This window comes from Pseudomonas sp. YY-1 (assembly GCF_002843095.1).
GTDB lineage: Bacteria > Pseudomonadota > Gammaproteobacteria > Pseudomonadales > Pseudomonadaceae > Aquipseudomonas > Aquipseudomonas sediminis_A.
Window position 1 is genome coordinate 330,030 of record NZ_PJLX01000001.1, and the last position, 25,315, is coordinate 355,344.

Genomic DNA, 25,315 nt, shown 5'->3' on the forward strand with positions numbered 1-25,315 from the left:
CGCCACCAAAAGCGTGGTCGCGACGATGCGCCTGGTTTAAAGGCGCGAAGATCACTGCATTAGACGAAGCGAGGAGGGCGCCAGAGTCCTGCGGGCTCCCGCTTAATCACCGACTGGGTCAGCAATATCTCGGGGCGTGAGGGAAGAGGGGATATGCTCTTGATAACGGTGGCCTGGAGAAGTCCTCCGGTCTTGCATTCCTGGCCGGATTTGCAGGGGGACTTACTGGCCATCCCATCAGACTTATCCATTTGCTCGCAGCACGGAGCATCGGCCATTGCATGACCCTGATGATCGGCGCTCTGCATCGGGCAAGGTTGTGCAGGCATGCTGAAAGCCGTACCGCCGAAGCTCGGCAGCACGAGGCTAGCAATCATTACCAGGATCAATCCAATCCGACGCACAGCAATTCACCAGGCGGGGCGATAGGGCGACGATAGCAGATTGCCCCGGGGCATGAACGCTCGTTTTGACAATAACAGTGCTTCGTTGATTTGGATCAAACAGAGTGTCATGCAGGGTATCGGGCTCAACTGGTAGCTCCGTTTAACCGGATTTCTCAGCTCGTAGGGTTCGCACCACCCATTCGGCGCGCTAGCACAAGACCGGCCTCGCTAGCCGTTAAGTCGAGCCCCTAGGTGCTTGGGTCCTAGTCAAACATCTGTGGTTAGCCGAGGTGCAGGAGCTGCCTGCTTCGGGCATACCCAATCAGGCACCAAAAGCGAATTCTATAATTGTTCTATAATCACTCTATAATCGACTATAAACCCGGTTCTAGAGCGCTCGGCGCTGCCTAAGAAGCCGATCAGTTGCTGTATGCATGTGTCACTTAGATACTGCATACAGGGGTAACCATCCGGCAAAGACATCTGGTTGGCGAGACTGCTTTCGGCTCGGCAGTAACGAAATGGCCAGTCATAATGGACGACAGTCCGCAGCCCTTCGTTGCGTAGGAGTAGCCCATCATGATCTGCCCAATCGAAACCCGGGTTATCACGGCTCACGTCCCAGTACAGCTAGCTGAGAGAGTCGATCAGATGGCCGCACATCTGGGCCGCTCCACGGACTGGATTCTCAAGCAAGCCTTGGCCACATGGATTGATCAGGAAGAAGAGCGCGGCCGCCTGACCCGAGCGGCCCTGGCCGATGTGGACGCAGGCCGCGTGATCGATCACCAAGCAGTTCAGGCCTGGGCCGACAGCCTTAGCAGCAATACACCGCTGCCGGTGCCTCGCTGAAGGTCATTTGAGTAGGTGACCAGTAAGCGTACGGGGAATACGTCTTGCGCAGGTCAGCCCGGCATCCATTGATGCGGCAACAGGTGCTCAATCTCACTGGCCTTCTACGTCGGCAACCGCGTCAGTACATCGTTGAGGTACGCGTACGGATCATGCTCGCTCATGCGTGCCGACTGGATCAGGCTCATGATCGCTTGACCGTTATGATGTGTCACCCAGCGGCAATGTGATCACCGCCGCTTCTTCAGCCGGCCGCCCGGCAGTCGCTTGTACCGGCACGAATGCCGGCAGGCCGAGGGGCGGTCGAGGTAAATCGGCAGCCACTTGCGGATCACGTTGGCGTTGATGCCGTGGCTGATGGCGACGCCGGAAACTGTGGCCCACCGGTTGCCGGCATTCCTGCGCGACCTGGGCCTTGAAGGTTTTTGGATAGGAGCTTCGTTGGCGCATGGGAATCCTGGCGATAAGGGTGATCGCGTCCGGTAAAAGATGGGTGGCCACCATCACCCTTAATACTGGAGTTCAGAAGGTGTGTTCACCGGGCGCTTACATACAAGGATTCCATCATCGAAGTCGAGAAGGAAATCCCGGACCACCGGAAGCTCGCAATTGAGGTGAAGAAAGTTAAGCTCGTGGAAACGAGCGAAAGTCTCGAAAAGTGGCTGTGGGTGTTGCGGCATGGGGGGATCGACCTGAAAGAATGCATCTAAATCAGCGCTTCTGGATCAGTTTAGAGCAATATCCGGGTCTGGTGATTATCGGATATTGCAACGCTCAGCTCTATCGCGGACCTTGTCTCTTAAAACCTGTAAACCCCATGATGCTAACTAAAAATATTCGTCAAAACAGCCAGTTAGGATTGATGCTCGATCTTTAAAATCGGAGAAATGAAAGGTGCCCGATTGATGCCGGAAGCGCCCCGCAGTTGCTCATGGGCGGCCGGGGGCGGATTGCACATAGAGATGTAGCCCGCAGAGCTCTGAGAGTGGCAATGGCCATGGGGCGTAGTCGCGGCTGTAGCACCTCGACGAACTGCATAACACTATGGGCGCTGCCGATGCCAGAACGCGTGCATGCGTCGACTAGAGTTAAGGCCGTGCCGCCATTCCAGCGTTTGAAGGCGTGGAGGAAGTTGGAGACTTCGCCACTGCCTAGGCGTGAAGCGGTTTCCATCAGGGGCAGGCCGCCAGTAGCCCGCAGTTTGACGTACCTCAACCATCAGCAAGCGGAATCAGCTATCGTTTTTATCGGGATGCCGCCGGTGGCGCCACCCATTTACTTAGCTCCAGTAGCTGCAGAGCATGCATGCTTTACTGGCGCGGTGCGGAACTTTGGACCTCGGAAAGAGGCGTCAGCCCGTTCCCAATTTTGAAAATCAATCTGCGTCGTTTCAGCGCAAGCTACAAGCTACCCGATCCCTATGGCATTGATTTTCAAGAGTCTCCACTTTAAAAGACAGACTTCCAGTCTTTTAAAGTCACCCACACTCGCGGCCATTGCCGCAGGTCTTTTCATCCTGGGCTTCGCATAATGTATATTATGTTAAATTACCTATTGAGTGACATGGACATCTCACCTGGAGATCCGCTTTTAACGATCCCAGTTCAATCGCTTCTCAGGTCTAATTCCCTACGGCCTTCAGAACAGATGGTCCGCCCTCATCAGGCATCAAAAAATGTATGCCTGATGAAGTAACGATGAGCCAAAGGAGCGATTACAGGTGGAAATCGCCCGCCGCTTCCGGTTGATAAAGCACTTTACTGATCTCGATCCGGAGAGTCCGATCGGAAATCCGCCAGTCGATGGCGTCTCCCTCCTGGTAGCCGAGAATGGCCGCGCCGATATCGGAACACACCGAATATTTACCGGCGCGGCTGTCGGCGTCTTCGGGATAGACCAAGGCCACTTCGATCTCTCCGTCGTCCAGTTGCAGCAAGGCCCTGGAGTTCATCGTGACGACATTGCGTGCCACTTCCTCTGGCTTGACGACGACAGCACGCTCGAGCTCATGTTCAAGCTCGACAATGGCCGGCCCCTCCTCGAGTGCGATTAGGTTCTCGAGCCTGGCCTTGTCGATTTCAGTGATTTGGATTCCTGTAACGTCGGTACCGGCACTTTCGCGCAGGAACTGGCGATAACATCCCGCCGTCATGGAAAACGATTTCACTGTCGGCGTTTCGTTCTCGAGCATAAAACCGCTGCGCACAAAAGCTTTCAGCGAGCGCACGTTGTCCGGGTGGATCTTGGCGATGAGCTTCTCGGCGCGCATGTCGAGAAAAGCCAGTTTCATGCCTTCGCGAATCGTACGGGCGCCGAGGTTTCGGCCCCATTTGTTACTGTCTCCGATGACCAGGACGATCTCGCACTCCCGGCCGGTCTTGACCAGACGGACAAAGCCCACAGGTTCGTCATGTCGGTCATAGGCCATAAAGAAACGGCCGCCCCGGTTGAACAGATGGGTCAGGATCGGCAACTGCGTCCGATCGATGACTTCCGCGATGGAACGGGAAACATGACGCGAGTCGCTCAGGTAGCAGGTTACGCGCTCATCCTGCAACCACTCCATCAGCGTCAGCGCATGTGCCCGAGTAATTTCAGGGCACAGCGAAATGAAAGGCTTGTTCATCTTCACCACACACTTATATGTAAAGAATGAAAGCCCTTCATGGCTATGGCCATGACGGTTCTTTCGGCGACCGGTTACTTTAAGCCATAACGCGAGTAACGCCGAACCGTCTGCGCACTTTTCTCTTCGACAGCCTGCACAACAGGCCGAACCGCCCTCTCCTGCAGTTGCCGCTACAGCTGCGTGCGTATGACTCTTTCGAATTCCACACTGCGGCTGCTGTGCTCCTGCAACAGCTGACGGAACTGTGGTGACAGCTGCTCCGCGAGCACTTGCTCGAAACCATGGCGAATTTGTTTTTCGGTGTGCAGTGCCGCGCGCAAACGGGCGCGGCCGCGCTCAGGCAACAGCGAAGCGCTCAAGCTGTTCCAGGTATGGCGAAGCACGCCGAACAGGCTTGGGTGCGATGCCGGTCGGCCGCCATAGGTAACGATCTGATTGCGCAGGCAGTCCCTCAAGACCAAGCATTGCCGTTCGCGCTCAGCGAATAGCCGCTGCTGTTCGGATTCACTCGTGCTGCCTGCAAGACGTCGATAGCTCAAGCTGGCGTCGTGGCACGTCAGTAGAAGGTGGTTAAGCTGGGCGATGGTCTTGTCCAACGTCGGCATGCACTACTCCTCCCCTGCGTGCTCGAATGCAAAGAACTGACGCCGGGTGCGCGCAATGCGCACGCCCGGCACAAGCAGGAGCAATCAGCTTCTTGCACGCTCGACGTTGCGCAGCGCGCGCACTTCATCATGATTGCGCAGCACGCCCTGGTACTGACGCTCGACCAGACTGCGGATTTGCGGTGGCAGATTCTTGGTCAGCGCCTCGCTGTAGCGCTCCTTGGCCACGTCTTCGCCGCGTTCGGCCTCGTTGAGAATGGCCTCTTCATCCTTGCCGGTGACCAGTGATTTCAGGTCGACCCAGCGGCGATGCAGGTCTGCCCCCACGCTGGTGCTGTCCTCAGGTTCGCCGCCCAATTCCAGGACGGCTCGTTGCAGCTCTTCCGCCGCTTCGGCGCATTGCCGCGAGCGTTGCGAGAACAGTTGCTTCATGTCGGGGCGTTTGACGTCTTCGGCGCAGACCTTGAAGCCGGCCTCGCCGTCCTTGCTGGTCTCGATCAGCTTGTTGAGGGTGCGTACCAGGTCTTTACGGTCGTCGGTGAGATCCATGTGTCGTCTCCGGGCCGGCTAAACGGCCATTGCTTGGTGGTATGTCCCGTCTTGGGGCCTACATGGATTCCGACGTGCAGGCTGCGCTGATCGTTCAGGGAATATTCCAAGCGGCAAGCTGAGCCGGCTTCAGGTATGCACGCATCAGTTGATACCTCGGCCCGCATGCCGAGGGCGTCTTCGCGGTCATGACCCCTTAGCGCTGGGTTTCAATTTTTTGCGTTTCGATGGATGTGCTGATCATCACAGGCCCGGCAAAAAGCTTGAACGCATGCCAGCCAGTGGAACTCTGTCTACTTCAGGGGAGTATTGTCAGGGACCGTTTCGTGACCTGACCGGCGTGATTGCGCCAAATCGAACGAGCATCTTGCTTCCCCAGGGCCGCCGCAGCGTCTCCTCCTTCTCCTTGCGGCGGTTCCTTCTTTTTACCGGAGACGATCCTGGCTCGCTCTGGAGAGTGGCCGAACTCAAACACCATCAGGCAGTCACAACGTCGTGGCCTGCCCATCAGGGCCACGTGCTCACAACGAACGGACGCATGGGAGAGCATCGATGCCACTGCTCAAACTGCTGCATTTCATGGCGCTAATCTGCTGGTGCGGCGCGCTGCTGTACCTGCCTGCGATGATCGTAGCCGGCACCCGCAGCAGCGATGAACTGTTCTATCGCGACCATGCCCACCTCACACGCACGGTCTTCAACCTGCTCGCCACGCCAGCTGCCTTGCTGGCCATCGGCTCAGGCACGGCGTTGTTTCTACGTGAAGCTATTTTCGACCCCTGGTTGATCCTCAAGCTCACCACCGTCGCTGGGATGGTGCTCTGTCACGCCCTGTGCGGCGTACTGATTCTGCGCATCGAACGTGCCACCGAACCTGCACTGCGGCGCAACTGCCTGCTGATTGGCCTACTGCTGAGCGCCCTGATCGGCGCCACGCTGTGGCTGGTGCTGGCCAAACCTTTCTGATCACGGAGTACCCGAGAATATGCCCGGCCTGCCCCGCTCTCTCTACCGTCCAGTAGCTGGCAAGCCGAAGCCGATTCGCTCAGCGTGTATCGACGCCCACGCCGTGTTCGTACACCAGGCGCCCGCCCAGGTAAGCCGCCAGAGCGATCAGCGCGGCGGTCAGCAGCGACAGATACAGTGCCCAGCGTTCCATGCCCTGCTCAGGCCCGGCGTAACGCAGCAACCAGTTGAGCGATGCCAGCGACAGCATCATCACGGCGATGATGGCGTGGCACCAGGCGGTGATCTTGCGCCGGATGCTGCCAACCGTAAGCAGATCGACCAACCCCGCCATGCTCGCCACCCAGCCACCGAAGGCGCCGACGCCAGCCAGCCAGAGACTTGCGCGCGCCCAGAACGGATCGGCCAACAGCAGATAGGCGATGTCGGTCGCCACCAGACCCAGCAGCGCGGCCACGGGAAAGTGGATCATCATCGGGTGCAGCGGATGTCCGGCGATGGCGGCGCGACTAACGATAACTTCCTTTATTTCGGCCATCCCGGCCTCCTTGAGCAGGTCAAACGTAAGCGTCATTGGCTGACGCCCTGTTTCAAGTTGACCACGCTGACGCTAGCAGTTCCGTTTCTCGTTGCCTGCGAGGGGCCGCAATCGGCGCTCGACCCGGCCGGACCGATGGCGTGCGAGGTGGCGATCCTGTGGTGGGCGATGTGCGCCTTCGCCACCCTGGTGCTGATCGTGGTGACCGCGCTGTGGTTGCACGCCATGCGCCGCGAACGGCCGCAAATGGATGCCGCCCGGGCACGCCAGCTGACGTTGCGCTGGCTGGTCGGCGGCGGACTGCTGTTACCGACCCTGAGCGTGCTGCTCCTGCTGCTGTTCGGCATTCCCATTGGCCACCGCATGCTGCCTTTACCCTTGGTCGGTGAGCAGCCGATGCGCATCGAAGTAATCGGCCATCAATGGTGGTGGGAGGTGCGCTACCCGGACAGTGGCGTGGTCACTGCCAATCAGCTGCACCTGCCGGTCGGCAGGCCGGTGGACCTCGACGTCACCAGCGCCGATGTCATTCATTCCTTCTGGGTGCCGCGCCTGGGTGGCAAGATCGACATGATCCCCGGCCGGGACAATCGTATCCGCCTGCAGGCTGATCAGGCCGGCACCTTTCGTGGCCAGTGCTCGGAGTTCTGCGGCACACAGCACACGCACATGATTCTCGATGTGCAGGCTCACGACGAAGAAGACTTCGCCAACTGGCTGCAGGCGCGCCGCGAACAACAGGTCAGCGCCCTGCCCGGCCCGGCTGGTGAGGTGTTCGCCGCGCGTTGCGGTCAGTGTCATCGCGTGGCGGGCGTGAGCGAAGGCAATCGCGCGCCGGATCTCAGCGATGTCGGTGCGCGATCGATGCTCGGCGCCGGTGTGCTGAGCAATGAACCAGGCGCACTGTTGCGCTGGCTGCACGAGCACCAGCGGCTCAAACCCGGTAACGCCATGCCGCTGCATGACGATCTCGACCCCGACCACCTAAGCGCCATCGCCGACTGGCTGGAGACCCTGCGCCCGTGACTACACCAAGCAACGAACAGGTTGCCGCCCAGGAACAACTGCACGATCAGTTCAATGACGTATGGGGCAACCCGCGCGGCTGGAAGTCGCTGACCATCGTCAATCACACCACCGTCGGTATTCGTTTCATGCTCACCGGGCTCGGGTTCTTCCTGTTCGGTGGTTTGCTGGCGATGCTGGTGCGCACGCAGTTGGCCATACCGGGCTACGACTTTCTCGAGCCGGACGTCTACAACCAGGTCTTCACCATGCATGGCACGGTGATGATGTTCCTGTTCGCCGTGCCGATGATGGAAGGCCTGGCGGTCTACCTGATTCCGAAGATGCTTGGCGCGCGTGACCTGGTGTTCCCACGGCTGTCGGCACTGGGTTACTGGTGCTACCTGTTCGGCGGGCTGATTCTCTGTGCCAGCCTGCTGCTGGGCATCGCGCCAAAGGCTGGCTGGTTCATGTACACGCCGCTGTCCAGCGCGGTGCATACGCCCGGGCCGAACTCGGATTTCTGGCTGATCGGCATCACCTTCGTGGAAATCTCGGCGGTGTCGGCCGGTGTCGAGCTGGTGGTGTCGATCCTGCGCACCCGCGCCGAAGGCATGTCGCTGAACAAGATGCCGATCTATGCCTGGTACATCCTGGTGATGGCCATGATGATCGTGGTCGGTTTCCCGCCGTTGATCCTCGGCAGCATTCTGCTGGAACTGGAGCGTGCGCTTGGCCTGCCGTTCTTCGAAGTGGCGCGCGGTGGTGACCCGATTCTCTGGCAGCACCTGTTCTGGCTGTTCGGCCATCCCGAGGTGTACATCATCTTCCTGCCGGCGGCCGGCATCGTCTCGACCCTGCTGCCGGTGTTCTGCCAACGGCCGCTGGTGGGCTACCGCTGGGTGGTGCTGGCAATCCTCACCACCGGTTTCATCAGCTTCGGCCTGTGGGTGCACCACATGTTCACTGTGGGCATCCCGCAACTGGCGCAGGCGTTCTTTTCCGCCGCGAGCATGCTGGTGGCGATCCCGACCGGCATCCAGGTGTTCGCCTGGATTGCCACACTATGGGTCGGGAGACCGCTGTACCACGTACCGATGCTGTGGCTGGTGGGTTTTCTGGTGATCTTCGTCTGTGGCGGACTGACCGGCGTGATGTTGGCACTGGTGCCCTTCGACTGGCAGGTGCATGACACCCACTTCGTGGTGGCGCACATGCACTACGTGCTGGTGGGCGGCATGTTCTTCCCGCTGCTGGCCGGCATCTACTACTGGCTGCCGCACTTTTCCGGACGCATGCCATCGGTACGCCTCGGCAAATGGGGCTTCTGGCTGGTGTTCATCGGCTTCAACCTGACCTTCCTGATCATGCACTGGACCGGCCTGATGGGCATGCCGCGGCGCATCTACACCTACCAATCCGGCCTGGGCTGGGACCTGCCCAACCTGATCTCGTCGATCGGCAGCTTCATCATGGCCATCGGCATCGCCACCGTGCTGCTGGATATCGTCCTGCACTTTCGCTTCGGCCAGAAGGCCACGAAGAATCCCTGGAACGCGGACACCCTGGAGTGGAGTACGCATCTGCCGCCCAGCCCCTACAACTTCGTCAGCCTACCACCGGTGCGCACCCGCCATCCCCTATGGGAAATGCCCGGCCTGGAGGAGCGCATCGACCGTGGCGAATTCGCCCTCACCGTGATCGACCATGGCCGGCGAGAGACCTGGGGCATCGAGCCGCTGACCGGCAAGGTGCGCGAGATCATCCACCTGCCAGGCAATAGCTGGTGGCCTTTCATCGCCTCGCTGTTCATCGCCTTCACCTGCCTGGGGCTGCTGAGCAAGTTCTACTGGGTCGCGCTGGTGGCCAGCATCGTTGCCGTGCTGGTGCTGCTGCGCTGGAGCTGGGAGAACGGCGCACACCCGTTGGCGGCGCCGGATGCAAGGGTGCAGCCTGGCGAGCCGCCGCTGCACTCACGCACCTGTGATGGCCCTGGTTTGTGGGGCATGGGCGTGACCCTGCTGGCCAACGGTGCCTTGTATCTGGCGCTGCTGTTCGGCTGGTTCTATCTATGGACGGTATCGCCGAACTGGCTGGTGCCGGACGATCCGGTCATCGATCAACGCCTGCTCCTGGCCAGCGCCGTGCTGCTCAGCGTCGCCGTACTCTGCCAGCGGCCGGTGCTGCGGCGTCTGCGTCAGGGCCAGGGCGAGCCGGCCACGCTGATCGCCTGCTTCGCCGGCGTGGCGCTGCTCGGCGTACTGCATGCCGCTTTGCTGCTCTGGACCCTGCTTTCTGGCGATCTGGCGCCACGCTCCACTGCACATGACGCGGTGATCACCGTCATGCTTGCCTATAGCCTGGTGCACGGCGCGCTGGCGTCCATCCTCAGCGCCTTGCAGGCGCTGCGCGTGCATTACGGCTACGTGTGCAAGCGCACACCTTACGAACCGCTGGTGGTCGAACAGTTGTGGCAGTACAACCTCGCCGTGCTGTGGATCACCTATTGCAGCGTGGTGCTGTTTCCACCCACCTTCGGAGGTGCGTGATGCAGCCATTACGCAGCCCCTACAACCCGGTTCATATTCCGCTCGGGCTGGTGCTCTGGAGCATCTGGTTCGTGGTCATCTACGGCGGCCTGTCGGTAGGATGTTCGCTGCTGCCGCCACCTCCTGCACAAGGCCAGTGGACCTGGCTGAACGCCTCGCTAGGTGTGCTCAGCGTGGTTACGGTGGTGGCCCTGCTTGGCCTGGCGCGGCTGTTCCAGCGAGCTGCCAGAAAAGACAGCACCACCCAATCCGAGCGCTTCGTGGCCCGCCTTGCAGCAGGTGTGAACCTGATCGGCGCCATCGCCACCGTCTTCGTCGCCCTGCCGACCCTGAGCCTGCCGCCATGCCTGTAATTGCCCTCGCCCTGCTGTTGCTGCCCGGTACAGCCGCTGCGCATGGCCTACTCAATGGCCATCTGCACCTGAGCGAGCGCGTGCCGCTGTTTTTGAGCGCCTTGTTGCTTGGTGCTGCCTGGCTGCTTTACGTCATGGGCTGTCGCAAGGTGCGCCCGCATGGTCGGGAGGCGCTGTGGATGCACCTGGCGATGATCATCACCGTGCTCGCTGTGTTCGGCCCCATCGATGACTGGGCGGAAACCAGTACCAGCCTGCACATGGTCCAGCACATGCTGTTCATGATCGTCATCGCACCGCTCTGGGCACTGGCCCGGCCACTGCCGCAGTGGCGTGCGGTGCTCGGCGGCTGGATGGCCCCGGTGTCCAATGCGATTTTGCGTAGCGGCCGTTATCCGGTAGCGCTGGCGATGCTGCACGGGGCGATGATCTGGGTCTGGCACACGCCGAGCCTGTACATGCTGGCGCTGGAAAATACCTGGTGGCATGCCATCGAACATGCCTGTTTCCTCTTCAGCGCCTGGTTGTTCTGGTGGTCCTGCCTGCGCGCCAACCCGCGGCAGGTGCCGCACGCGCTGATGGCCATCCTCCTGACATTGATGCACACAGGGTTGCTCGGTGCCCTGCTCACCTTCGGCAATACACCGTTCTACGGTGAGTCCCGCGATCTGGCGGACCAGCAACTGGCCGGGCTGCTCATGTGGGTGCCGGGCAGCCTGGTCTATCTGGCTGCAGCCGGCTGGATCAGTTGGCGCTGGTTGACACGCATCTGGCGACGTCAGGGTGAAAACGCCGGTACTACCCAATAGCGCGTTCTTCGTGCGCGCTAACTTCTTGTACAACTTCAATCCAAGTCTGCCGACAGCTTCTGGGCGTTTCGGTGAAAGCGTGACGCGCATTTGGTTCAGGGTATTTTTCTGTCACTGCAAACCAGTTGACTTATTGCTCTGGCGCAAGATGCTGTATGCAAACAATAAAGTTATCGTCGCATTTCCAAGTCTCCGATTCTTTTTGAACTGATTCGTGTGTGCAGAAATTTTGTATAACTTCGGCAAATGATGTCACTTTGAATTTTTTTTTTACCAATCGTCCCAACTGTTGGTGTTAGCGAAAATCACCGTTATGTTTCATGAGTGACATTAAGGAGATACTCATGAAACACGACTTGGAAAGTATTAGATCGGCGCTAGCCAATTATGAAGTTGATATGACGCCAAGGCCGGACGGCAGCATCGTGCTTACCGTTGCCCATAAAGAACGGCAACTCGTCCGCGTTCTGGATGGGAGTTGTCCTACTCAGGAGGTGATCAGACTGATTCATTTCGATATGACGCTGGAAGAGGATGGCGAGTCGATCAGCGAAGCGGTCAAACACTGTAATACCAAGCAGTTGCCAACCTATTCGCGCGAGCCGATTTTCCGTACGCGCACCTCCCGTTTGTGGGCCATGAGAAAGCTCACGAAAGAATGAGGGGATACGCACATGCCCAGATGCAAGGATTCAGCAACGATTCGGAACAAGGCCGAAGAGGTGATGGGAAGAATCAGACGGCATATGCCCTATCGGCACCAACTGATGTACGAGTGGCCTTACATGACGGGGGCGACATGCCTGGTGGTTCTTCTGATTTGGCAACCCTTTCAGCCAGCGGCGCTGGCAGTAATGCTCTCTCAGCCGCCACCCAGTACCCAGGTAGCCCAGCGTTCGCTTCGGGAGGTCGACTCGAACTGCTATCAGGTGCACAGCGAAGCGCTTGACGAGCAGCCTTGCGAGGATTGTGACAAGGACAAGGTCACCGCCACGCACCCTGAGCGGGATTTTCAGTTCAGCCGCTCCATTCTCACCTGCCGGGATATACACCACGACCCGCTGCGCGCTCGCGCAGCGGACAGGCCAAACAACATGATGATCGAAGTGATCAAGACCAATCACTCCTTCTAGCCGCCACTAGCGCCCAGCGCCCTCGGCTGGCATTTCCAGCCTCTTACCCTGCCCTACCGCTTACCCGCCCCCGATTGTTTGAGCTAACGATTCAAGTGACTGTCGACATGCATAGATGCCAGTCGCGGGATGTATATCATGCGCAACGGGTGAATTTACTTTTTCATTACAGTTGCTGTCGTCAGGGCATTGTCGCTTGCCTGGGTATTCAACTGAGCTTGCCTGATATTGCCGTTGGCAAGATGGCCGGCAAGCCATTTAAGTGAAACCCGGCAAGAGACCATTCGGGCTTTTCTTTATAAATAAGAGGTGCTTATAAGGCGCGCTGCGATCTGTATGGCCAAGTTGCTCTTTATTGGTGCGGCGCAATATTTCTACAGTGGTTATATATGGAGGCATGAAAATGACAGATCAGTACAATTATCTGGATCAGATCACCGCCTACAACAGTTGCGCCAATGCGTGTGAACAATGCGCATCGGCGTGCCTGCGTGAGAAAGACGCAGGCCATTACCGTTGCATCGAGCTGTGCCGAGATTGCGCAGACCTGTGCCGCCTCACGGCCACCCTGATGTTGCGTGACAGTCCTTACGTGGCAGTGGCCAGCCAACTGTGCCGGATCGCCTGTCTGGCCTGTGCCGAGGAATGCATCCAGCACACCAGTCAGCATTGCCAGGAATGCGCGCATGCCTGTCAGCAGTGCGCAGACGAACCCTTGCTGGAGACAGCCTGAGATGAACAGGAAAACACCGAAGGAAATCGGGCGGACGCCCGTAGCGCGTAGCAACGATAGGTTGCTGGACGACCCGGGTAACGAAGACCCTGGCTCACAGCTCGACGCGCCAGTGCCGCTGCGCCCATCGACCAAGACGCAGCGTAAGAGAAAACCCCGACCAAGCGACGAGAATCCGCGCTAGGCCGGGCGTGGGTTCAGGCTGGAATGCTTTTGGCGCGCATCTCCCGCGCCCAGATGCGATGCTGCTTCAGCGCTGTTTCGAAGCGCATGTACAGCGGATCGAAGCTATCGCCGCAGAGCATGCCGTCGTCCTCCTCCAAGCCCAGCAGCGCCGCAAGCTGAGCGGCATCACCGCTGAGCGCCAGGGGTTTGAGGTGCTTGTAGGCTTCCAGCAGGTAGTGCTTGGCAACGCCATCGTCCTGCAGGGTCTTGAGTACGTACTCACCTCCTGGCACGAACACCGCATCGACAGTAATCGACGGCTCCGACGCGAAGCTGCCATCGGGCTGCATCGGTTGGCCGTCAGAATCTTTCAGCGCCGCTGCAGAAGGCGCCAGGAGCTTGGCCACGGCACCGGCTGCCTCGAGCATTTTCTTCAGACTGCCGACCTCGTCAGCCTTGCAGCCAGGGGTGAGCAGGATCGCCACACGGCGTCCGAGAATGTCCCCGGGCAGCAGATTCATCTGACTCAGTGCGGGAGAGACCTCAGCCTTGTTATCCATTTTTGGCGTCGAGGTACTGTCCAGATCGATCCCCAGATTCTCCGCCACGCGCAACGCCAGCAGCGGATCAATGTGGGCGAGAATGTCTTTCACCTGACGCTCGCGAATGTACAGACGTTCGACCTTCGACAGCTCGAAGCTGTAGGCGTCGACGATGTGCTGCTGCTCAGTCTCACTCATGCTGCGCCAGAACAGCGTTGCCTGAGAGAAGTGATCGCCAAAGCTGGGCGAGCGCACCCGTACCTTGTGCCCTTGCAGTGGCTCGGGATAGGAGCTGTAGCCACCCCCGCTGGGCGCTGGTGGAGTTTCACGCGGCCAGTTGCCGTCGATCGAGTTGGGCTCGTAGGAAGCGCGGCCGCGATTGATCTGCTGGCGATGCGGCGCGTCACGCTGGTTGTTGTGGAACGGGCATAGCGGCCGATTGATCGGGATTTCGTTGAAGTTGGGGCCGCCCAGGCGCAGCAGCTGCGTATCGGTGTACGAGAACAGCCGGCCCTGCAACAGCGGATCGTTGCTGAAGTCGATGCCTGGCACCACGTGACCGATGTGAAACGCCGCCTGTTCGGTCTCAGCGAAGAAGTTGTCCGGGTTGCGATTGAGCACCATGCGCCCGACCACGCGCACTGGCACCAGCTCTTCGGGCACCAGTTTGGTCGGGTCGAGCAGGTCGAAGCCAAAGCTCAGTGCGTCCTCCTCGTCCATCACTTGCAGGCCCAGTTCCCATTCCGGGTAAAGACCGCGCTCGATGTCTTCCCACAGGCCGCGACGGTGAAAGTCAGGGTCCTTGCCCGCGAGTTTCTGTGCTTCGTCCCATACCAGCGAACAAACCCCGGCCTTGGGTCGCCAGTGAAACTTTACCAGCTTGCTCTGGCCTTCGCCGTTGACCAGGCGAAAGCTGTGCACACCGAAGCCCTGCATCGAGCGATAGGCGATGGGAATGGCGCGGTCGGACATGGTCCATAGCACCATGTGCGCCGACTCAGGGGTCAGCGAGACGAAGTCCCAGAAGGTGTCATGGGCCGACGCGCCGGTCGGGATCTCGTTGTGCGGCTCTGGTTTGACCGCATGGACGAAGTCGGGAAACTTGATCGCATCCTGAATGAAGAACACCGGCATGTTGTTGCCCACCAGATCGAAGTTGCCCTCCTCGGTGTAGAACTTCACCGCAAAGCCGCGCACGTCGCGCACCGTATCGGCTGAGCCACGTGGCCCCTGCACGGTGGAAAATCGAACGAACACCGGGGTGCGCTTGCCGGCTTCGCCGAGGAACGCGGCGCAACTCAGATCGCTGATCGGATCGGTTACCTCGAAATAGCCATGTGCCCCAGCCCCGCGTGCATGCACCACACGCTCGGGAATGCGCTCATGGTCGAAGTGGGTGATCTTCTCGCGCATGATGAAATCTTCCATCAGCGTCGGCCCGCGTTCACCGCCGCGCAGGCTGTTCTGATTGTCGGCGATGCGCGTCCCGGTGTTGGTGGTCAGCGCCTCCCCTGTCGCGTCCTCGCGGAAACGTTCGAGTTGTTCGAGCTTGGCGTTGCTGTTGCTGCGGTCGAGCGTGTCGCTGCCAGCCATCTGGCTGTTATCGGCGGGGTTCGGTTGCTTGCTCATTGGCTACTCCTGGTTATTCAGTGGCCATGTCATGCATGGTGGCCACGCAAGCGACGGGAAAGTCGCTCCGGGTACTTTTTGAGGCGCAGTGCAGCAGTTCCGTTCGACTTGAATTTTTCCGCGAAGCCAGTGCTGGCGGGCCGTTGCGCTTGGCCTAGGGCGGCGAATTTGTCCTGAACTTCGTCGCTACCTGCACCTTCTACCCCTGTGAACACACATCCCAGGAGAATCGAATATGCACCCGTTGAAACCACTGGCCTTACTGGCCGCTGCCGCCTTCGCCATCTGCGCCGTCACCAGCCTGCAGGCTGCCAACAAGGCGGAATCGATCAGCAGCGAGGAATTCGTCGAAGAGGCATCGGCGAAAGGCATCGCCGAGATCGAAACGGCCAAACTGGCGCTGGAAAAATCGCAGAACGAGGCGGTCAAGGGCTTTGCGCAGATGATGATCGATGACCACCGTCGGGCGAATCAGCAGTTGGCCGAACTGGCCAAGAGCAAGGACCTGGAGGTCTCCGACGATGCCGAACTGATCAACCAGGCCAAGGCCCTGGTGCTCAAGCTGCGCAGCGAGGACAGCTTCGACAAGGCCTACATGAACAATCAGGTGGTCGCTCACCGCGAAACCATCGAGCTGTTCCGCCGCGCGGTAAATGTCGATGACCAGGAGCTCGCTACGTTTGCTCGTGAGACGCTGCCCAAGCTGGAGCAGCACTTGCAGCGCGCTGAGCAGTTGAACGGCCAGTTACCGGAAGAGTGATCACTTGCCTGCCGGGCTGCTGATGCAGCCCGGCTTCGCCAGGCCAATCAGCCTTGACGCAGACGTTCGTAGTAATAAGGCAACTGCAACAGGGCATAGCGCGCCGTTTGCTCACGCACCTGGTTGCGACCTCCGCTGAACTTCAGCGTTTCACTGACGATGCCCTGGTGCTGTTCGAGGCGAATAGCACAGGCGATGCATTGCACGCCGTCCATTTCTCCCTCTGCCTGCGCCAGGCCGGTATTGGCCAGGACGATATCGGCATCGCTGCGTAGCAATGCGCCCAGCGCCATCTCCTGCGCAACCTCTTCGCTGGTGAGACCGAAACGCTCGATGGTGTCGGCATTGACGCCCAGGCAACGCTGCTTGGCCTGCGGCGAATAGGTGACGAACGCGCAATCAAGTACCTGGCCGCAGCCAGGCACGCCGGCCACCAGTGAGCTGATAAGCCCCGCTGTGCAGGATTCAGCAGTGGCCAAACGCAGCTTGTACTTGCCGAGAAATTTCACCACCTGTTCGACGCTTTGCATCTGCCTGCTCCTGTTAGCTGCCAGGTTGCTCTGTGAAGCGGCCAGGATCGGCAAAGTTCAACCTGTTTACAGGGCGCTCGCTCTGCAAAAAAAAGGTCGAACCTTTGTTCGCATCGCCCCGTCAGCTCAAGGGCAAGGGGGAGATCGCGCAATCGTTCATTGCACTCCTCCACGGCCCTCGCCCACAAGGCGAGTCGTCCTCAGGTCCAACCCCATGGAGAGAGACATGGCAAGCGCTGCAGCCTCCGCACACATCCAAGCCACACCCACCCTTAGCGCCGCAGCCAAGCCTCCCTTGCAGATGCATAGTGAGCATCCGCAGCGCAAGCGCGTACTGTTCGTCACCTCGGAGTTCGCTGATCTGATCAAGTGCGGCGGGCTCGGCGATGTTTCCGCCGCTTTGCCCCGTGCGCTGTCGCCGCAACACGACATCCGCCTGCTGATCCCCGGTTACCGGCAAGTGGTGGAAAGCGGCCGACCGATCCGCATCGTCGGGCAGTTGCCTGGCCTGGCGGCGTTGCCTCCTTGCCAGATCGGGCGTATGGACCTGGCCGATGGGCTTATCGTCTACGTACTGCTCAACCATGCGCTGTACGAACGTGATGGCTCGCCTTACGTCGATGAGCACGGCCGCGACTGGGCTGACAACCACATCCGTTTCGCCCGTCTCGGCCTGGCCGCCGCAGAGATCGCCACCGGCGATGCTGGCATTCAGTGGCGCCCGGAGTTGGTCCATGCCAACGACTGGCCAGCAGCGATGGCGCCGGCCTACATGGCCTGGCGCCAGGCCAATACACCCGCCTTGCTGACCATTCACAATCTCGCATACCAGGGCCTGTGTGACATGCGTTGCGCCAGTGAACTGGCAATACCCAGTACGGCCTGCGGCGTTGAGGGCCTGGAATTCTATGGGCAGCTGTCATTCCTCAAGGCTGGTATTGCTTACTCGCAGCATGTCACCACCGTGAGCCGCCGCTACGCCCGCGAAATCACTTCGGCGGAACAGGGCTGTGGTCTCGATGGCCTGTTGCGGGCCAAGGTGCAGAACGACCAGCTCAGTGGCATCGCCAACGGCATCGACGAAAGCTGGCACCCCGAGAGCGACCCGCACTTGCTGGAGGGTTTCAGCGCTGGCGACTGGGCGGGCAAACGAGCCAACGCCGAGTATGTCCAGCAATGGCTGGGGCTCGATGACGACGGCCCGCTGTTCGCCGTGGTATCGCGCCTGGTGCATCAGAAAGGCATAGATCTAACCCTGGAAGTGGCCGAACACATCGTCGCGCGCGGTGGCCGCATCGGCGTCATCGGCCAGGGCGAACCGGCCCTGGAGGCCGCCATGGCGGAGCTGGGACGACGCCATCCGGGGCGTATCGGCGTGCATATCGGTTTTGACGAAAGCGATGCGCGGCGTCTGTACGCTGGCAGCGACTTTCTGCTCATGCCTTCGCGTTTCGAGCCCTGCGGCCTCAGCCAGATGTACGCTCAACGCTACGCCTCGCTGCCCATCGCCCGCTGCACCGGGGGCCTGGCCGACACCATCGAGGATGGCGTCAGCGGCTTTCTCTTCGACGCGCCTCAGGCCGATGCCTATCGCCGGGCCATCGACCGCGCGCTGCAGGTCTTCGACCATCCCGAGCTGCTGGAAGCCATGCGCTGCCAGGCCATGAGCGCCCCGCTCTACTGGCGCCAGTCGGTGCAGCCATATGACCGCCTTTTTCAACGTCTGCTGAGCCAGACCAGTGTTCAACGGGCGCCGCGCTGATGTTCAGTCATGGTGCCCGGCCAATGGCCGACGGCCGCGTGCGCTTCTCCCTGTGGGCGCCCAGTTGCCAACAGGTAGAGCTGGAGCTGCAGGACGGTGGCTTGCATCCGATGCAGGCGCAGGAGGGAGGCTGGTTCGTTGCGCTGATCGAGTGCCCGGCCGACACCGCCTATCGCTACCGTATCGACGGACAGTGGCCCGTGCCGGACCCGGCCTCGCGCCGCCAGATCGAGGACGTGCATGGCTTCAGCCAGGTCGTCGATCATTCGGCCTATATCTGGCATCACCGCGACTGGAATGGCCGTCCCTGGCACGAAACCGTGCTGTATGAACTGCACGTTGGCCTGTTCGGTGGTTTCCAGCAGGTCATCGAGCACCTGCCGCACCTGGCCGATCTAGGCGTCACCGCCTTGCAGCTGATGCCGCTCAACGCCTTCTCCGGCACACGCAACTGGGGCTATGACGGCGTGCTGCCGTTTGCCCCGGCCAACGCCTACGGCACGCCCGATGAACTCAAGCAACTGATCGACAGCGCCCATGCCTACGGCCTGATGGTGTTCGTCGATGTGGTCTACAACCACTTCGGCCCGGACGGCAATTATCTGGGCGTGTACGCACGGCAGTTCTTCCATGAAGAACGCATCACGCCCTGGGGCGCGGCCATTGATTTCAGCCGCCCACAGGTGCGCGACTTCTTCTGCGAAAACGCGCTGATGTGGTTACTGGATTATCGCGTCGACGGCCTGCGCCTCGACGCCGTGCACGCCATCGAGGACGACGACTTTCTCAAGGAGCTGGCAGCGCGCGTGCGCTCGGCGCTGCCGCAGCAACGTTATGTGCATCTGGTGCTGGAGAACGAGCATAACGCCGCGCACCTGCTGCGTGATGGCTTCGATGCGCAGTGGAACGACGATGGCCATAACACCCTGCATGCGCTACTGACCTTCGAGAACGAAAGCTACTACGCCGATTACGCCCAGGCGCCGACGCGCAAGTTGGCCACCTGCCTGGAGCAGGGTTTCGTTTACCAAGGGCAGGCCAACCGCCATGGCCAACCACGCGGCGAACCCAGCGCCGACCTGCCGCCGCATGCCTTCGTGCTGTTTTTGCAGAACCATGATCAGGTGGGTAACCGCGCCTTTGGCGAGCGCCTGACGCTACTCGCCGACGTTGACGCGCTGCAGGCCGCCACCGTGCTTCTGCTGCTGTGCCCGATGGTGCCACTGCTGTTCATGGGTGAGGAATGGGGCTGCAAACGGCCTTTTCTGTTCTTCACCGATTACCACGACGAGCTGGCCAATGCCGTGCGCGAAGGCCGGCGCAACGAGTTCGCCGATTTTTCCCAGTTCAACTCGCCGCACAGCCGCGAAGCCATTGCCGACCCCAATGCCGAGGCCAGTTTCCAGCGCTCGCAGCCAGATCTGGCGCCTGCCTTGGAGCCTGAGCAGCGCGAGTGGCTGGCCTTCTATCGCGGCCTGTTGCAGGTGCGCCACAGCCGCCTGCTGCCAGGGCTGGAGCAAGTGCGCAGTCTGGGGGCGCAGGTGTTGGGTGACGGCGCGGTACTGGCGCGCTGGCGACTGGGCAATGGCCCGGCGCTGAGTATCGCCATCAACCTGGGGACCAGCGCCGTTTCCCTACCTGCAGAGGCCATGCACGGCGAACGCCTGTACACCCTGCGCATCGACGATACCGACCTGCGCCAGGCGCAATTGCCGCCACGCAGTGCCCTCGTCACCCTGGAGCCCGCCCGATGAGCGATCGATTACTGGCCGAACTGACGCAAGCGGCGGATCTGAGCATCGACTGGACCGATGCCTACGGCCAGCCACAGAGCGTATCGGCAGAAGCGCAGCGCAACCTGTTGGAGGCGCTGGGCTATCCGGCGCAAAGCCCGGAACAGATACGCGAAAGCCTGACCTCGCTGGTGCACCGCCAGCATGTGCCAGAAGATTCCGCTCTGCTGCTTCAGGACCAGCATCACCCGCTGGCTTTGACCCTCTACCCGGCCGAGAGCCCCTATCGGCTGACCGATGAGCACGGCAATGTCAGTGAGGGGCGGCTCGACCACAACGGCCATTTGCCGGCGCAACAGCAGCCTGGCTATTACCAGTTGCAGATTCGCGACACTCAGCATGCGCTCGCCGTAGCGCCCGCCGCCTGCATGTCGGTGCAGGAACTGTGTGGCAAGACGCGCATCTGGGGCCTGACTGCCCAGCTCTACGGTTTGCGCCGCGCCGGCGACGGCGGCCTGGGCGATACCTTGGCGGTGGCGGATCTGGCTCGGCATGCCGCCAATCACGGCGCCGATGCCATCGGCCTGAGCCCGGTGCACGCCCAGTTCAGCGCGGATCTGCGCAGCTACAGCCCCTACTCACCGTCCAGCCGGCTGTTCTTCAATACCCTGTATGCCGCGCCCGTCACCTTGCTCGGCGAGGCGCGCGTGCAACGAGCCATTCAAGCAGCCGGGCTGCACAGTGAAATGACGCGTCTGGAGGCGCTGCAGTTGATCGACTGGCCGGCCGTGGCCGCCACTCGCCAGCGCCTGTTGCGCCAGTTGTATGCGGATTTCTGCCAAAGCCCCGACCATTTACAGCAACGCTTCGACGCCTTTCGCACAGCCGGCGGCGATGCGCTGCAGCAGCATTGCTGCTTCGAGGCCATCCATGCGCAGCGCCTGCGCGAAGGCGCCAGCGGTGACTGGCGCACCTGGCCGGAGGCCCTGCGCAGCCCGCATCAAGGCGCCGTGACCCGTTTTGCCATCGAACATGCCGATGAACTGCGCTTTCACGCCTTCTGCCAATGGCTGATCGCCCATGGTCTGGAAACCGCGCAGGCCACTGCCAGCGGCGCCGGCATGGGCATCGGCCTGATTGCCGACCTGGCGGTGGGCGCCGATTGCGCCGGCAGCCAGGCCTGGTCGCGCCAGGACGAACTGCTGCCACGGGTCACCGTGGGTGCGCCACCCGACGTGCTCAATCGTCAGGGGCAGAACTGGGGCGTTGCCGCTTTCTCGCCGCAGGGTCTGCGGCAGCACGGCTTTCGCGCCTATATCGAGATGCTCCAGGCCAACCTTGCGCATGCCGGCGGCATTCGTATCGACCATGTAATGGGGCTGCAGCGGCTGTGGGTGATCCCCCAGGGCGCGGAGTCGCAGCACGGCGCCTACCTGCGCTACCCACTCGATGACCTGCTGCGCCTGCTGGCCCTGGAATCGCACCGTCAACGTGCCCTGGTGATCGGCGAAGACCTTGGCACTGTGCCCGAAGGGCTACGCGACAAGCTCGCCGCGCGCAATATCCTCGGCACCCGTGTGCTGCTGTTCGAGCAGGACGACCTGGGTTTCGTCCCAGCCGAACGCTGGCCCGGCAATGCCCTGGCGACCACCACCACCCATGACCTGCCGACGATCAAGGGCTGGCTCGCCGGCCGCGATCTGGAATGGCGAGTGCGCGCCGGTCAGCGCGACGCTGAGCTGCTGGAGGGCGACCACGCCGAGCGTGCCGGTGAGCGCGTGGCGCTGCGCCAGCTGTTCGAACGCCAGGGTATGGCGCCCGGCAGCGATGACGATGCCTGCCTGCAAGCCTGTATCGAGCATATCGGCCGCACGCCGGCGCCACTGACCCTGTTGCCGCTGGAGGACGCCTGCGGCCTGGAGCAGCAGCCCAACCTGCCCGGCCCGGGCGATATTCACCCAAACTGGCGGCGCCGCTACCCGCTAAAGGTCAACGAGCTGCTGGAACAGCCAGCTACCAGTGAGCGTCTGGCCAGCCTCGATGGCGCACGCCGGGAGGCTGGCAATGACTGAATTACGCGCCACGCAGCGCCTGCAGCTGCACAAGGATTTCACCTTGCGCGATGCGGCGACCCAGGTGCCGTATTTGGCGCAGCTGGGTATCAGCCACCTGTATGCCTCGCCGATTCTCACCGCCCGCCCCGGCTCGCAACACGGCTACGACGTGATCGACCCGAGCCGGATCAACCCCGAACTGGGCGGCGAAGCCGCGCTGGTGCAGTTGGTGGACACTCTGCGTGCCCATGACATGGGGTTGATCCTGGATATCGTGCCCAACCATATGGCCGTCGGTGGCGACGGTAACCCTTGGTGGCTGGACGTGCTGGAATGGGGGCAAGGCAGCCCTTACGCCGAGTTTTTCGATATCCAGTGGCAATCCCACGACCCTTTGCTCAGCGGCCAATTACTGGTGCCTTTTCTGCGCAGCGACTACGGCGAGGCGCTGCGTGACGGCACGCTGGAACTGGTGTTCGACACCGAGCGCGGGCGCTTTCACGCGCAGCACTTCGAGCATCGCCTGCCGCTGACGCCAGCCAGCTACGCCAGCATCCTGCGCTGCAGTGAAGATGAAGCCCTACGCGAACTGGGTCAGCGTTTCGCCCGCCTGGGCAATGATGACGCCAGCCGTGCACAGGCCGATCAGTTGTGCATCGAACTGACCTCTAAGGCGCTCCAGGTAGCGCCCCTGCTCGCCAGCTTTCAAGGCCGTGACGAAGCGGCGCAGCAGCGTCTGCACGCACTGCTCGAACGTCAGCATTACCGCGTCGCCAGCTGGCGTACCGCGGCGGACGATATCAACTGGCGACGGTTTTTCGATATCAACGAACTGGGTGCGCTGCGCGTCGAGCATCGGCAAGTATTCGAGCAGACGCACGCCAAGGTCTTCGAGCTTATCGAGCGCGGCCTGATCGACGGCCTGCGCATCGATCACATCGACGGCCTGGCCAACCCGCGTGCCTATTGCAGCCGGCTGCGCCGGCGCATCCGGCAACTGCGCGGCGATGCGCCCTTCCCTATCTTCGTGGAAAAGATTCTCGGCGCTGGCGAACAGTTGCCGCAGGAGTGGCCGGTGGACGGCACTACCGGCTACGAGTTCATGAACCAGCTGTCGCTGCTGCAGCACGACCCGCATGGCGAACTGCCGCTCAGCCAGCTGTGGCAGGCGCAAAGTGGCCGGCCGACAGCGTTCGACGAAGAAATCCTGCAGGCGCGACGTCTGGTGCTGGAAGGCTCGCTGGCCGGTGATCTGGAGGAAGTTGCCCAGCGCCTGCTGCACGTCGCCCGTCATGACATCGCCACCCGCGACCTGACCCTCGGCGCCATTCGCCGAGCGCTGCGCGAGCTGATCGTGCACTTCCCGGTGTATCGCACTTACGCCCAGGCCTACGGCCGTTCCCAGCAGGATCGGCGCTTCTTTCAGCAGGCATTGGACGGCGCGCGGCAAACCCTGGCCGAAGCTGACTGGCCCTTGCTGTCACATCTCGACGACTGGCTCGGCGGCGCCTTCCTGCGTGCGTTGCCGCCTGGGCGCGCACGGCGTTTGCGCGCCCAGGCGCTCACGCGCTTCCAGCAACTGACCTCGCCTGTGGCCGCCAAGGCCGTGGAGGACACCGCGCTGTATCGCGCCGGCGTGCTGTTGTCGCGCTATGACGTGGGCTTCGATGCAGAGCACTTCAGCGCCAGCGTCGAGCATTTTCACCAGGCCTGCGTCGAACGTGCGAACCATCACCCGCTCAACTTGCTGGCCACCGCCACCCATGACCACAAACGTGGCGAGGACTGCCGCGCACGCCTGGCGGTGCTCAGCGAACGCGCCGCCTGGTACGCCGAACGGGTCAGGCACTGGCAGCACCTTGCACAACCGCTGCGTAGCAGTCATCAGCAGCAGGCGCCGGATGGCGGCGAAGAGGCGATTCTCTACCAGGCACTGATCGGCAGTTGGCCGCTGGGGCTGCAAGCGGACGATGACGTTGGCCTGGACGCCTACCTGCAGCGCCTGCTCGGTTGGCAGCGCAAGGCACTGCGCGAGGCCAAGCTCAACAGCGCCTGGAGTGCGCCGAACGACGAACACGAAGCTGCCTGTGCCGATTTCCTGCGGCGCCTGTTGTGCGAGCCAGCCGGATTGGCCTTGCGCACCGAGCTGGCTGAGAGCGTCGCAGCAATAGCCCCTGCTGGTGCCCTGAATGGCCTGGTGCAATGCCTGCTGCGCATGACCACGCCCGGTGTGCCCGATCTGTACCAGGGCTGCGAGTTCTGGGATTTCAGTCTGGTCGACCCTGATAACCGTCGCCCGGTGGACTTCGCCGCGCGACAAAACGCATTACAGGCCAATGATGAGCCAACGGCCATGCTGGCCAGCTGGCAGGACGGGCGCATCAAGCAATGGCTGATCCAGCAGGTGCTGGCGATTCGTGCGGCGCGTCCGTCGCTGTTCAGCCAGGGCAGTTACCAGCCCCTGGCTGTCACGGGCAGACACGCCGCCCAGGTGCTCGCCTTCCTGCGTAGTCACGGTAACCAGCACCTGCTGGTGATCGTGCCGCGCCTGGCCGCCGGCCTGCTCGCAGAGCACGACCTGCCACATGTGCCCACAAAGCGTTGGGGCGACACCGCCGTGGTGTTACCGGGCGAATTCAACCACTGCCATGTCACCGGCCTGCTCACTCCTTGCCAGATCGCAGCGCACGAAGCGGTGCCACTTGCCGACGCGCTGGCCGAGCTGCCGGTCAATCTGCTTCGCCTTACCCCTTGATCACAGGAGTTACGCCATGAATGTCGATGAGCAGCGCATACGCGAGTTTGCCTTTCAGATCTGGGAATCCGAAGGCCGCCCTCATGGCCAGCATGAGCGGCACTGGAAAATGGCCAGCAAGTTGGCCGAAGCCGAGGCGCAAGCCCAACCCACGGCCAAGCCGCGGCGTGTCAGCAAACCCAAGACGGTGCCGCTGAGCGAGGCCGAACAGCCCGCGCTGCTGAAGAAACCCCGTGCCCCGCGCACACCCAAGACGCCGAAAGCCTGAGGTCGCCACC

General features: G+C 61.4%; 21 protein-coding genes and 1 pseudogene. 15 read left to right on the forward strand and 7 right to left on the reverse strand.

Annotated elements, in window-relative coordinates; translation table 11 throughout:
* Nucleotides 1-965 precede the first annotated feature (965 nt).
* Nucleotides 966-1,238 (forward strand): CopG family ribbon-helix-helix protein, encoded by a 273-nt coding sequence (locus tag CXP40_RS01570; RefSeq protein ID WP_012018603.1) that lies wholly within the window; start codon nt 966-968, stop codon nt 1,236-1,238.
* 104 nt (nt 1,239-1,342) lie between these two features.
* Here the strand turns inward: CXP40_RS01570 and CXP40_RS01575 are convergent.
* The 4 genes and pseudogenes from CXP40_RS01575 to CXP40_RS01590 form a co-directional block, all read right to left on the reverse strand.
* Nucleotides 1,343-1,432 (reverse strand): annotated as a pseudogene (locus CXP40_RS01575) (transposase domain-containing protein); the annotation flags it as partial.
* 1,520 nt (nt 1,433-2,952) lie between these two features.
* A complete protein-coding gene (locus tag CXP40_RS01580) occupies nt 2,953-3,864 on the reverse strand; it encodes a bifunctional GNAT family N-acetyltransferase/nucleoside diphosphate kinase regulator (RefSeq protein WP_106732488.1) in 912 nt (303 codons plus the stop codon).
* Nucleotides 3,865-4,037: 173 nt separating this feature from the next.
* Nucleotides 4,038-4,472: a DUF2383 domain-containing protein gene (locus CXP40_RS01585; RefSeq protein WP_106732303.1), complete on the reverse strand. Its 435-nt coding sequence runs from the start codon at nt 4,470-4,472 to the stop codon at nt 4,038-4,040.
* 84 nt (nt 4,473-4,556) lie between these two features.
* On the reverse strand, nt 4,557-5,021 hold the full coding sequence (locus tag CXP40_RS01590) for a PA2169 family four-helix-bundle protein (RefSeq protein ID WP_106732304.1): 465 nt from the start codon (nt 5,019-5,021) through the stop codon (nt 4,557-4,559).
* 552 nt (nt 5,022-5,573) lie between these two features.
* On the opposite strand from CXP40_RS01590, the gene CXP40_RS01595 reads away from it, so the two are divergent.
* A complete protein-coding gene (locus CXP40_RS01595; protein ID WP_106732305.1) occupies nt 5,574-5,987 on the forward strand; it encodes a CopD family protein in 414 nt (137 codons plus the stop codon).
* Between the two features lie 79 nt (nt 5,988-6,066).
* On the opposite strand, the gene CXP40_RS01600 is transcribed toward CXP40_RS01595, so the two are convergent.
* A complete protein-coding gene (locus CXP40_RS01600; protein WP_106732306.1) occupies nt 6,067-6,525 on the reverse strand; it encodes a DUF2231 domain-containing protein in 459 nt (152 codons plus the stop codon).
* Between the two features lie 135 nt (nt 6,526-6,660).
* Between CXP40_RS01600 and coxB the strand changes: the two genes are divergently transcribed.
* From coxB to CXP40_RS01635, 7 genes are all read left to right on the forward strand, one after another.
* Nucleotides 6,661-7,551, forward strand: a complete 891-nt coding sequence (coxB, locus tag CXP40_RS01605; protein ID WP_106732307.1) for a cytochrome c oxidase subunit II — start codon at nt 6,661-6,663, stop codon at nt 7,549-7,551.
* Nucleotides 7,548-10,079, forward strand: coding sequence for a cytochrome c oxidase subunit I (ctaD, locus tag CXP40_RS01610; RefSeq protein ID WP_106732308.1), 2,532 nt, complete (start codon nt 7,548-7,550; stop codon nt 10,077-10,079). The genes coxB and ctaD overlap by 4 nt, the downstream gene beginning before the upstream one ends.
* Nucleotides 10,079-10,432 carry a hypothetical protein gene (locus CXP40_RS01615; RefSeq protein WP_106732309.1) on the forward strand — a complete coding sequence of 118 codons (354 nt, stop codon included), beginning with the start codon at nt 10,079-10,081 and terminating at the stop codon, nt 10,430-10,432. Before ctaD ends, CXP40_RS01615 begins: the two co-directional genes overlap by 1 nt.
* The gene (locus CXP40_RS01620; protein ID WP_106732310.1) at nt 10,423-11,241 is read left to right on the forward strand and encodes a cytochrome c oxidase assembly protein; all 819 of its coding nucleotides are present in this window, start codon (nt 10,423-10,425) and stop codon (nt 11,239-11,241) included. The genes CXP40_RS01615 and CXP40_RS01620 overlap by 10 nt, the downstream gene beginning before the upstream one ends.
* Nucleotides 11,242-11,585: 344 nt before the next feature.
* Complete coding sequence (locus CXP40_RS01625) at nt 11,586-11,903, forward strand: hypothetical protein (protein ID WP_041769448.1); 318 nt, start codon at nt 11,586-11,588, stop codon at nt 11,901-11,903.
* Nucleotides 11,904-11,915: 12 nt separating this feature from the next.
* Nucleotides 11,916-12,374 carry a hypothetical protein gene (locus tag CXP40_RS01630; protein ID WP_256579203.1) on the forward strand — a complete coding sequence of 153 codons (459 nt, stop codon included), beginning with the start codon at nt 11,916-11,918 and terminating at the stop codon, nt 12,372-12,374.
* A gap of 403 nt (nt 12,375-12,777) precedes the next feature.
* Nucleotides 12,778-13,107, forward strand: a complete 330-nt coding sequence (locus tag CXP40_RS01635; RefSeq protein WP_106732311.1) for a four-helix bundle copper-binding protein — start codon at nt 12,778-12,780, stop codon at nt 13,105-13,107.
* Nucleotides 13,108-13,304: 197 nt separating this feature from the next.
* On the opposite strand, the gene katE is transcribed toward CXP40_RS01635, so the two are convergent.
* Nucleotides 13,305-15,443 (reverse strand): catalase HPII, encoded by a 2,139-nt coding sequence (gene katE / locus CXP40_RS01640; RefSeq protein ID WP_106732312.1) that lies wholly within the window; start codon nt 15,441-15,443, stop codon nt 13,305-13,307.
* A gap of 235 nt (nt 15,444-15,678) precedes the next feature.
* Between katE and CXP40_RS01645 the strand changes: the two genes are divergently transcribed.
* The gene (locus tag CXP40_RS01645; protein WP_106732313.1) at nt 15,679-16,203 is read left to right on the forward strand and encodes a DUF4142 domain-containing protein; all 525 of its coding nucleotides are present in this window, start codon (nt 15,679-15,681) and stop codon (nt 16,201-16,203) included.
* Between the two features lie 47 nt (nt 16,204-16,250).
* Here CXP40_RS01645 and CXP40_RS01650 read toward each other — a convergent pair whose 3' ends face one another.
* Entirely contained in the window at nt 16,251-16,733 is a 483-nt protein-coding gene (locus CXP40_RS01650) for a CinA family protein (protein WP_106732314.1), read from the reverse strand.
* Between the two features lie 226 nt (nt 16,734-16,959).
* On the opposite strand from CXP40_RS01650, the gene glgA reads away from it, so the two are divergent.
* Genes glgA through CXP40_RS01675 form a run of 5 tightly spaced genes read left to right on the forward strand, consistent with a single transcriptional unit; the run spans nt 16,960 to nt 25,305 of the window.
* Entirely contained in the window at nt 16,960-18,495 is a 1,536-nt protein-coding gene (gene glgA / locus CXP40_RS01655; RefSeq protein ID WP_106732315.1) for a glycogen synthase GlgA, read from the forward strand.
* Nucleotides 18,496-18,518: 23 nt separating this feature from the next.
* Complete coding sequence (gene treZ / locus CXP40_RS01660) at nt 18,519-20,249, forward strand: malto-oligosyltrehalose trehalohydrolase (RefSeq protein WP_106732316.1); 1,731 nt, start codon at nt 18,519-18,521, stop codon at nt 20,247-20,249.
* Nucleotides 20,246-22,300: a 4-alpha-glucanotransferase gene (gene malQ, locus CXP40_RS01665; protein WP_106732317.1), complete on the forward strand. Its 2,055-nt coding sequence runs from the start codon at nt 20,246-20,248 to the stop codon at nt 22,298-22,300. Before treZ ends, malQ begins: the two co-directional genes overlap by 4 nt.
* The gene (locus CXP40_RS01670; RefSeq protein WP_106732318.1) at nt 22,293-25,037 is read left to right on the forward strand and encodes a malto-oligosyltrehalose synthase; all 2,745 of its coding nucleotides are present in this window, start codon (nt 22,293-22,295) and stop codon (nt 25,035-25,037) included. The genes malQ and CXP40_RS01670 overlap by 8 nt, the downstream gene beginning before the upstream one ends.
* A gap of 16 nt (nt 25,038-25,053) precedes the next feature.
* Complete coding sequence (locus tag CXP40_RS01675) at nt 25,054-25,305, forward strand: DUF2934 domain-containing protein (protein WP_079783734.1); 252 nt, start codon at nt 25,054-25,056, stop codon at nt 25,303-25,305.
* The last annotated feature ends 10 nt before the right edge of the window (nt 25,306-25,315 follow it).

What these genes read in the sequence shown, in the direction of transcription:
- CXP40_RS01570 (WP_012018603.1), top strand. Translation starts at nt 966, where the DNA reads ATGATCTGCCCAATCGAAACCCGGGTTATCACGGCTCACGTCCCAGTA.
- CXP40_RS01580 (WP_106732488.1), bottom strand. Translation starts at nt 3,864, where the DNA reads ATGAACAAGCCTTTCATTTCGCTGTGCCCTGAAATTACTCGGGCACAT.
- CXP40_RS01585 (WP_106732303.1), bottom strand. Translation starts at nt 4,472, where the DNA reads ATGCCGACGTTGGACAAGACCATCGCCCAGCTTAACCACCTTCTACTG.
- CXP40_RS01590 (WP_106732304.1), bottom strand. Translation starts at nt 5,021, where the DNA reads ATGGATCTCACCGACGACCGTAAAGACCTGGTACGCACCCTCAACAAG.
- CXP40_RS01595 (WP_106732305.1), top strand. Translation starts at nt 5,574, where the DNA reads ATGCCACTGCTCAAACTGCTGCATTTCATGGCGCTAATCTGCTGGTGC.
- CXP40_RS01600 (WP_106732306.1), bottom strand. Translation starts at nt 6,525, where the DNA reads ATGGCCGAAATAAAGGAAGTTATCGTTAGTCGCGCCGCCATCGCCGGA.
- coxB (WP_106732307.1), top strand. Translation starts at nt 6,661, where the DNA reads ATGGCGTGCGAGGTGGCGATCCTGTGGTGGGCGATGTGCGCCTTCGCC.
- CXP40_RS01615 (WP_106732309.1), top strand. Translation starts at nt 10,079, where the DNA reads ATGCAGCCATTACGCAGCCCCTACAACCCGGTTCATATTCCGCTCGGG.
- CXP40_RS01620 (WP_106732310.1), top strand. Translation starts at nt 10,423, where the DNA reads ATGCCTGTAATTGCCCTCGCCCTGCTGTTGCTGCCCGGTACAGCCGCT.
- CXP40_RS01625 (WP_041769448.1), top strand. Translation starts at nt 11,586, where the DNA reads ATGAAACACGACTTGGAAAGTATTAGATCGGCGCTAGCCAATTATGAA.
- CXP40_RS01630 (WP_256579203.1), top strand. Translation starts at nt 11,916, where the DNA reads ATGCCCAGATGCAAGGATTCAGCAACGATTCGGAACAAGGCCGAAGAG.
- CXP40_RS01635 (WP_106732311.1), top strand. Translation starts at nt 12,778, where the DNA reads ATGACAGATCAGTACAATTATCTGGATCAGATCACCGCCTACAACAGT.
- katE (WP_106732312.1), bottom strand. Translation starts at nt 15,443, where the DNA reads ATGAGCAAGCAACCGAACCCCGCCGATAACAGCCAGATGGCTGGCAGC.
- CXP40_RS01645 (WP_106732313.1), top strand. Translation starts at nt 15,679, where the DNA reads ATGCACCCGTTGAAACCACTGGCCTTACTGGCCGCTGCCGCCTTCGCC.
- CXP40_RS01650 (WP_106732314.1), bottom strand. Translation starts at nt 16,733, where the DNA reads ATGCAAAGCGTCGAACAGGTGGTGAAATTTCTCGGCAAGTACAAGCTG.
- glgA (WP_106732315.1), top strand. Translation starts at nt 16,960, where the DNA reads ATGGCAAGCGCTGCAGCCTCCGCACACATCCAAGCCACACCCACCCTT.
- treZ (WP_106732316.1), top strand. Translation starts at nt 18,519, where the DNA reads ATGGCCGACGGCCGCGTGCGCTTCTCCCTGTGGGCGCCCAGTTGCCAA.
- malQ (WP_106732317.1), top strand. Translation starts at nt 20,246, where the DNA reads ATGAGCGATCGATTACTGGCCGAACTGACGCAAGCGGCGGATCTGAGC.
- CXP40_RS01670 (WP_106732318.1), top strand. Translation starts at nt 22,293, where the DNA reads ATGACTGAATTACGCGCCACGCAGCGCCTGCAGCTGCACAAGGATTTC.
- CXP40_RS01675 (WP_079783734.1), top strand. Translation starts at nt 25,054, where the DNA reads ATGAATGTCGATGAGCAGCGCATACGCGAGTTTGCCTTTCAGATCTGG.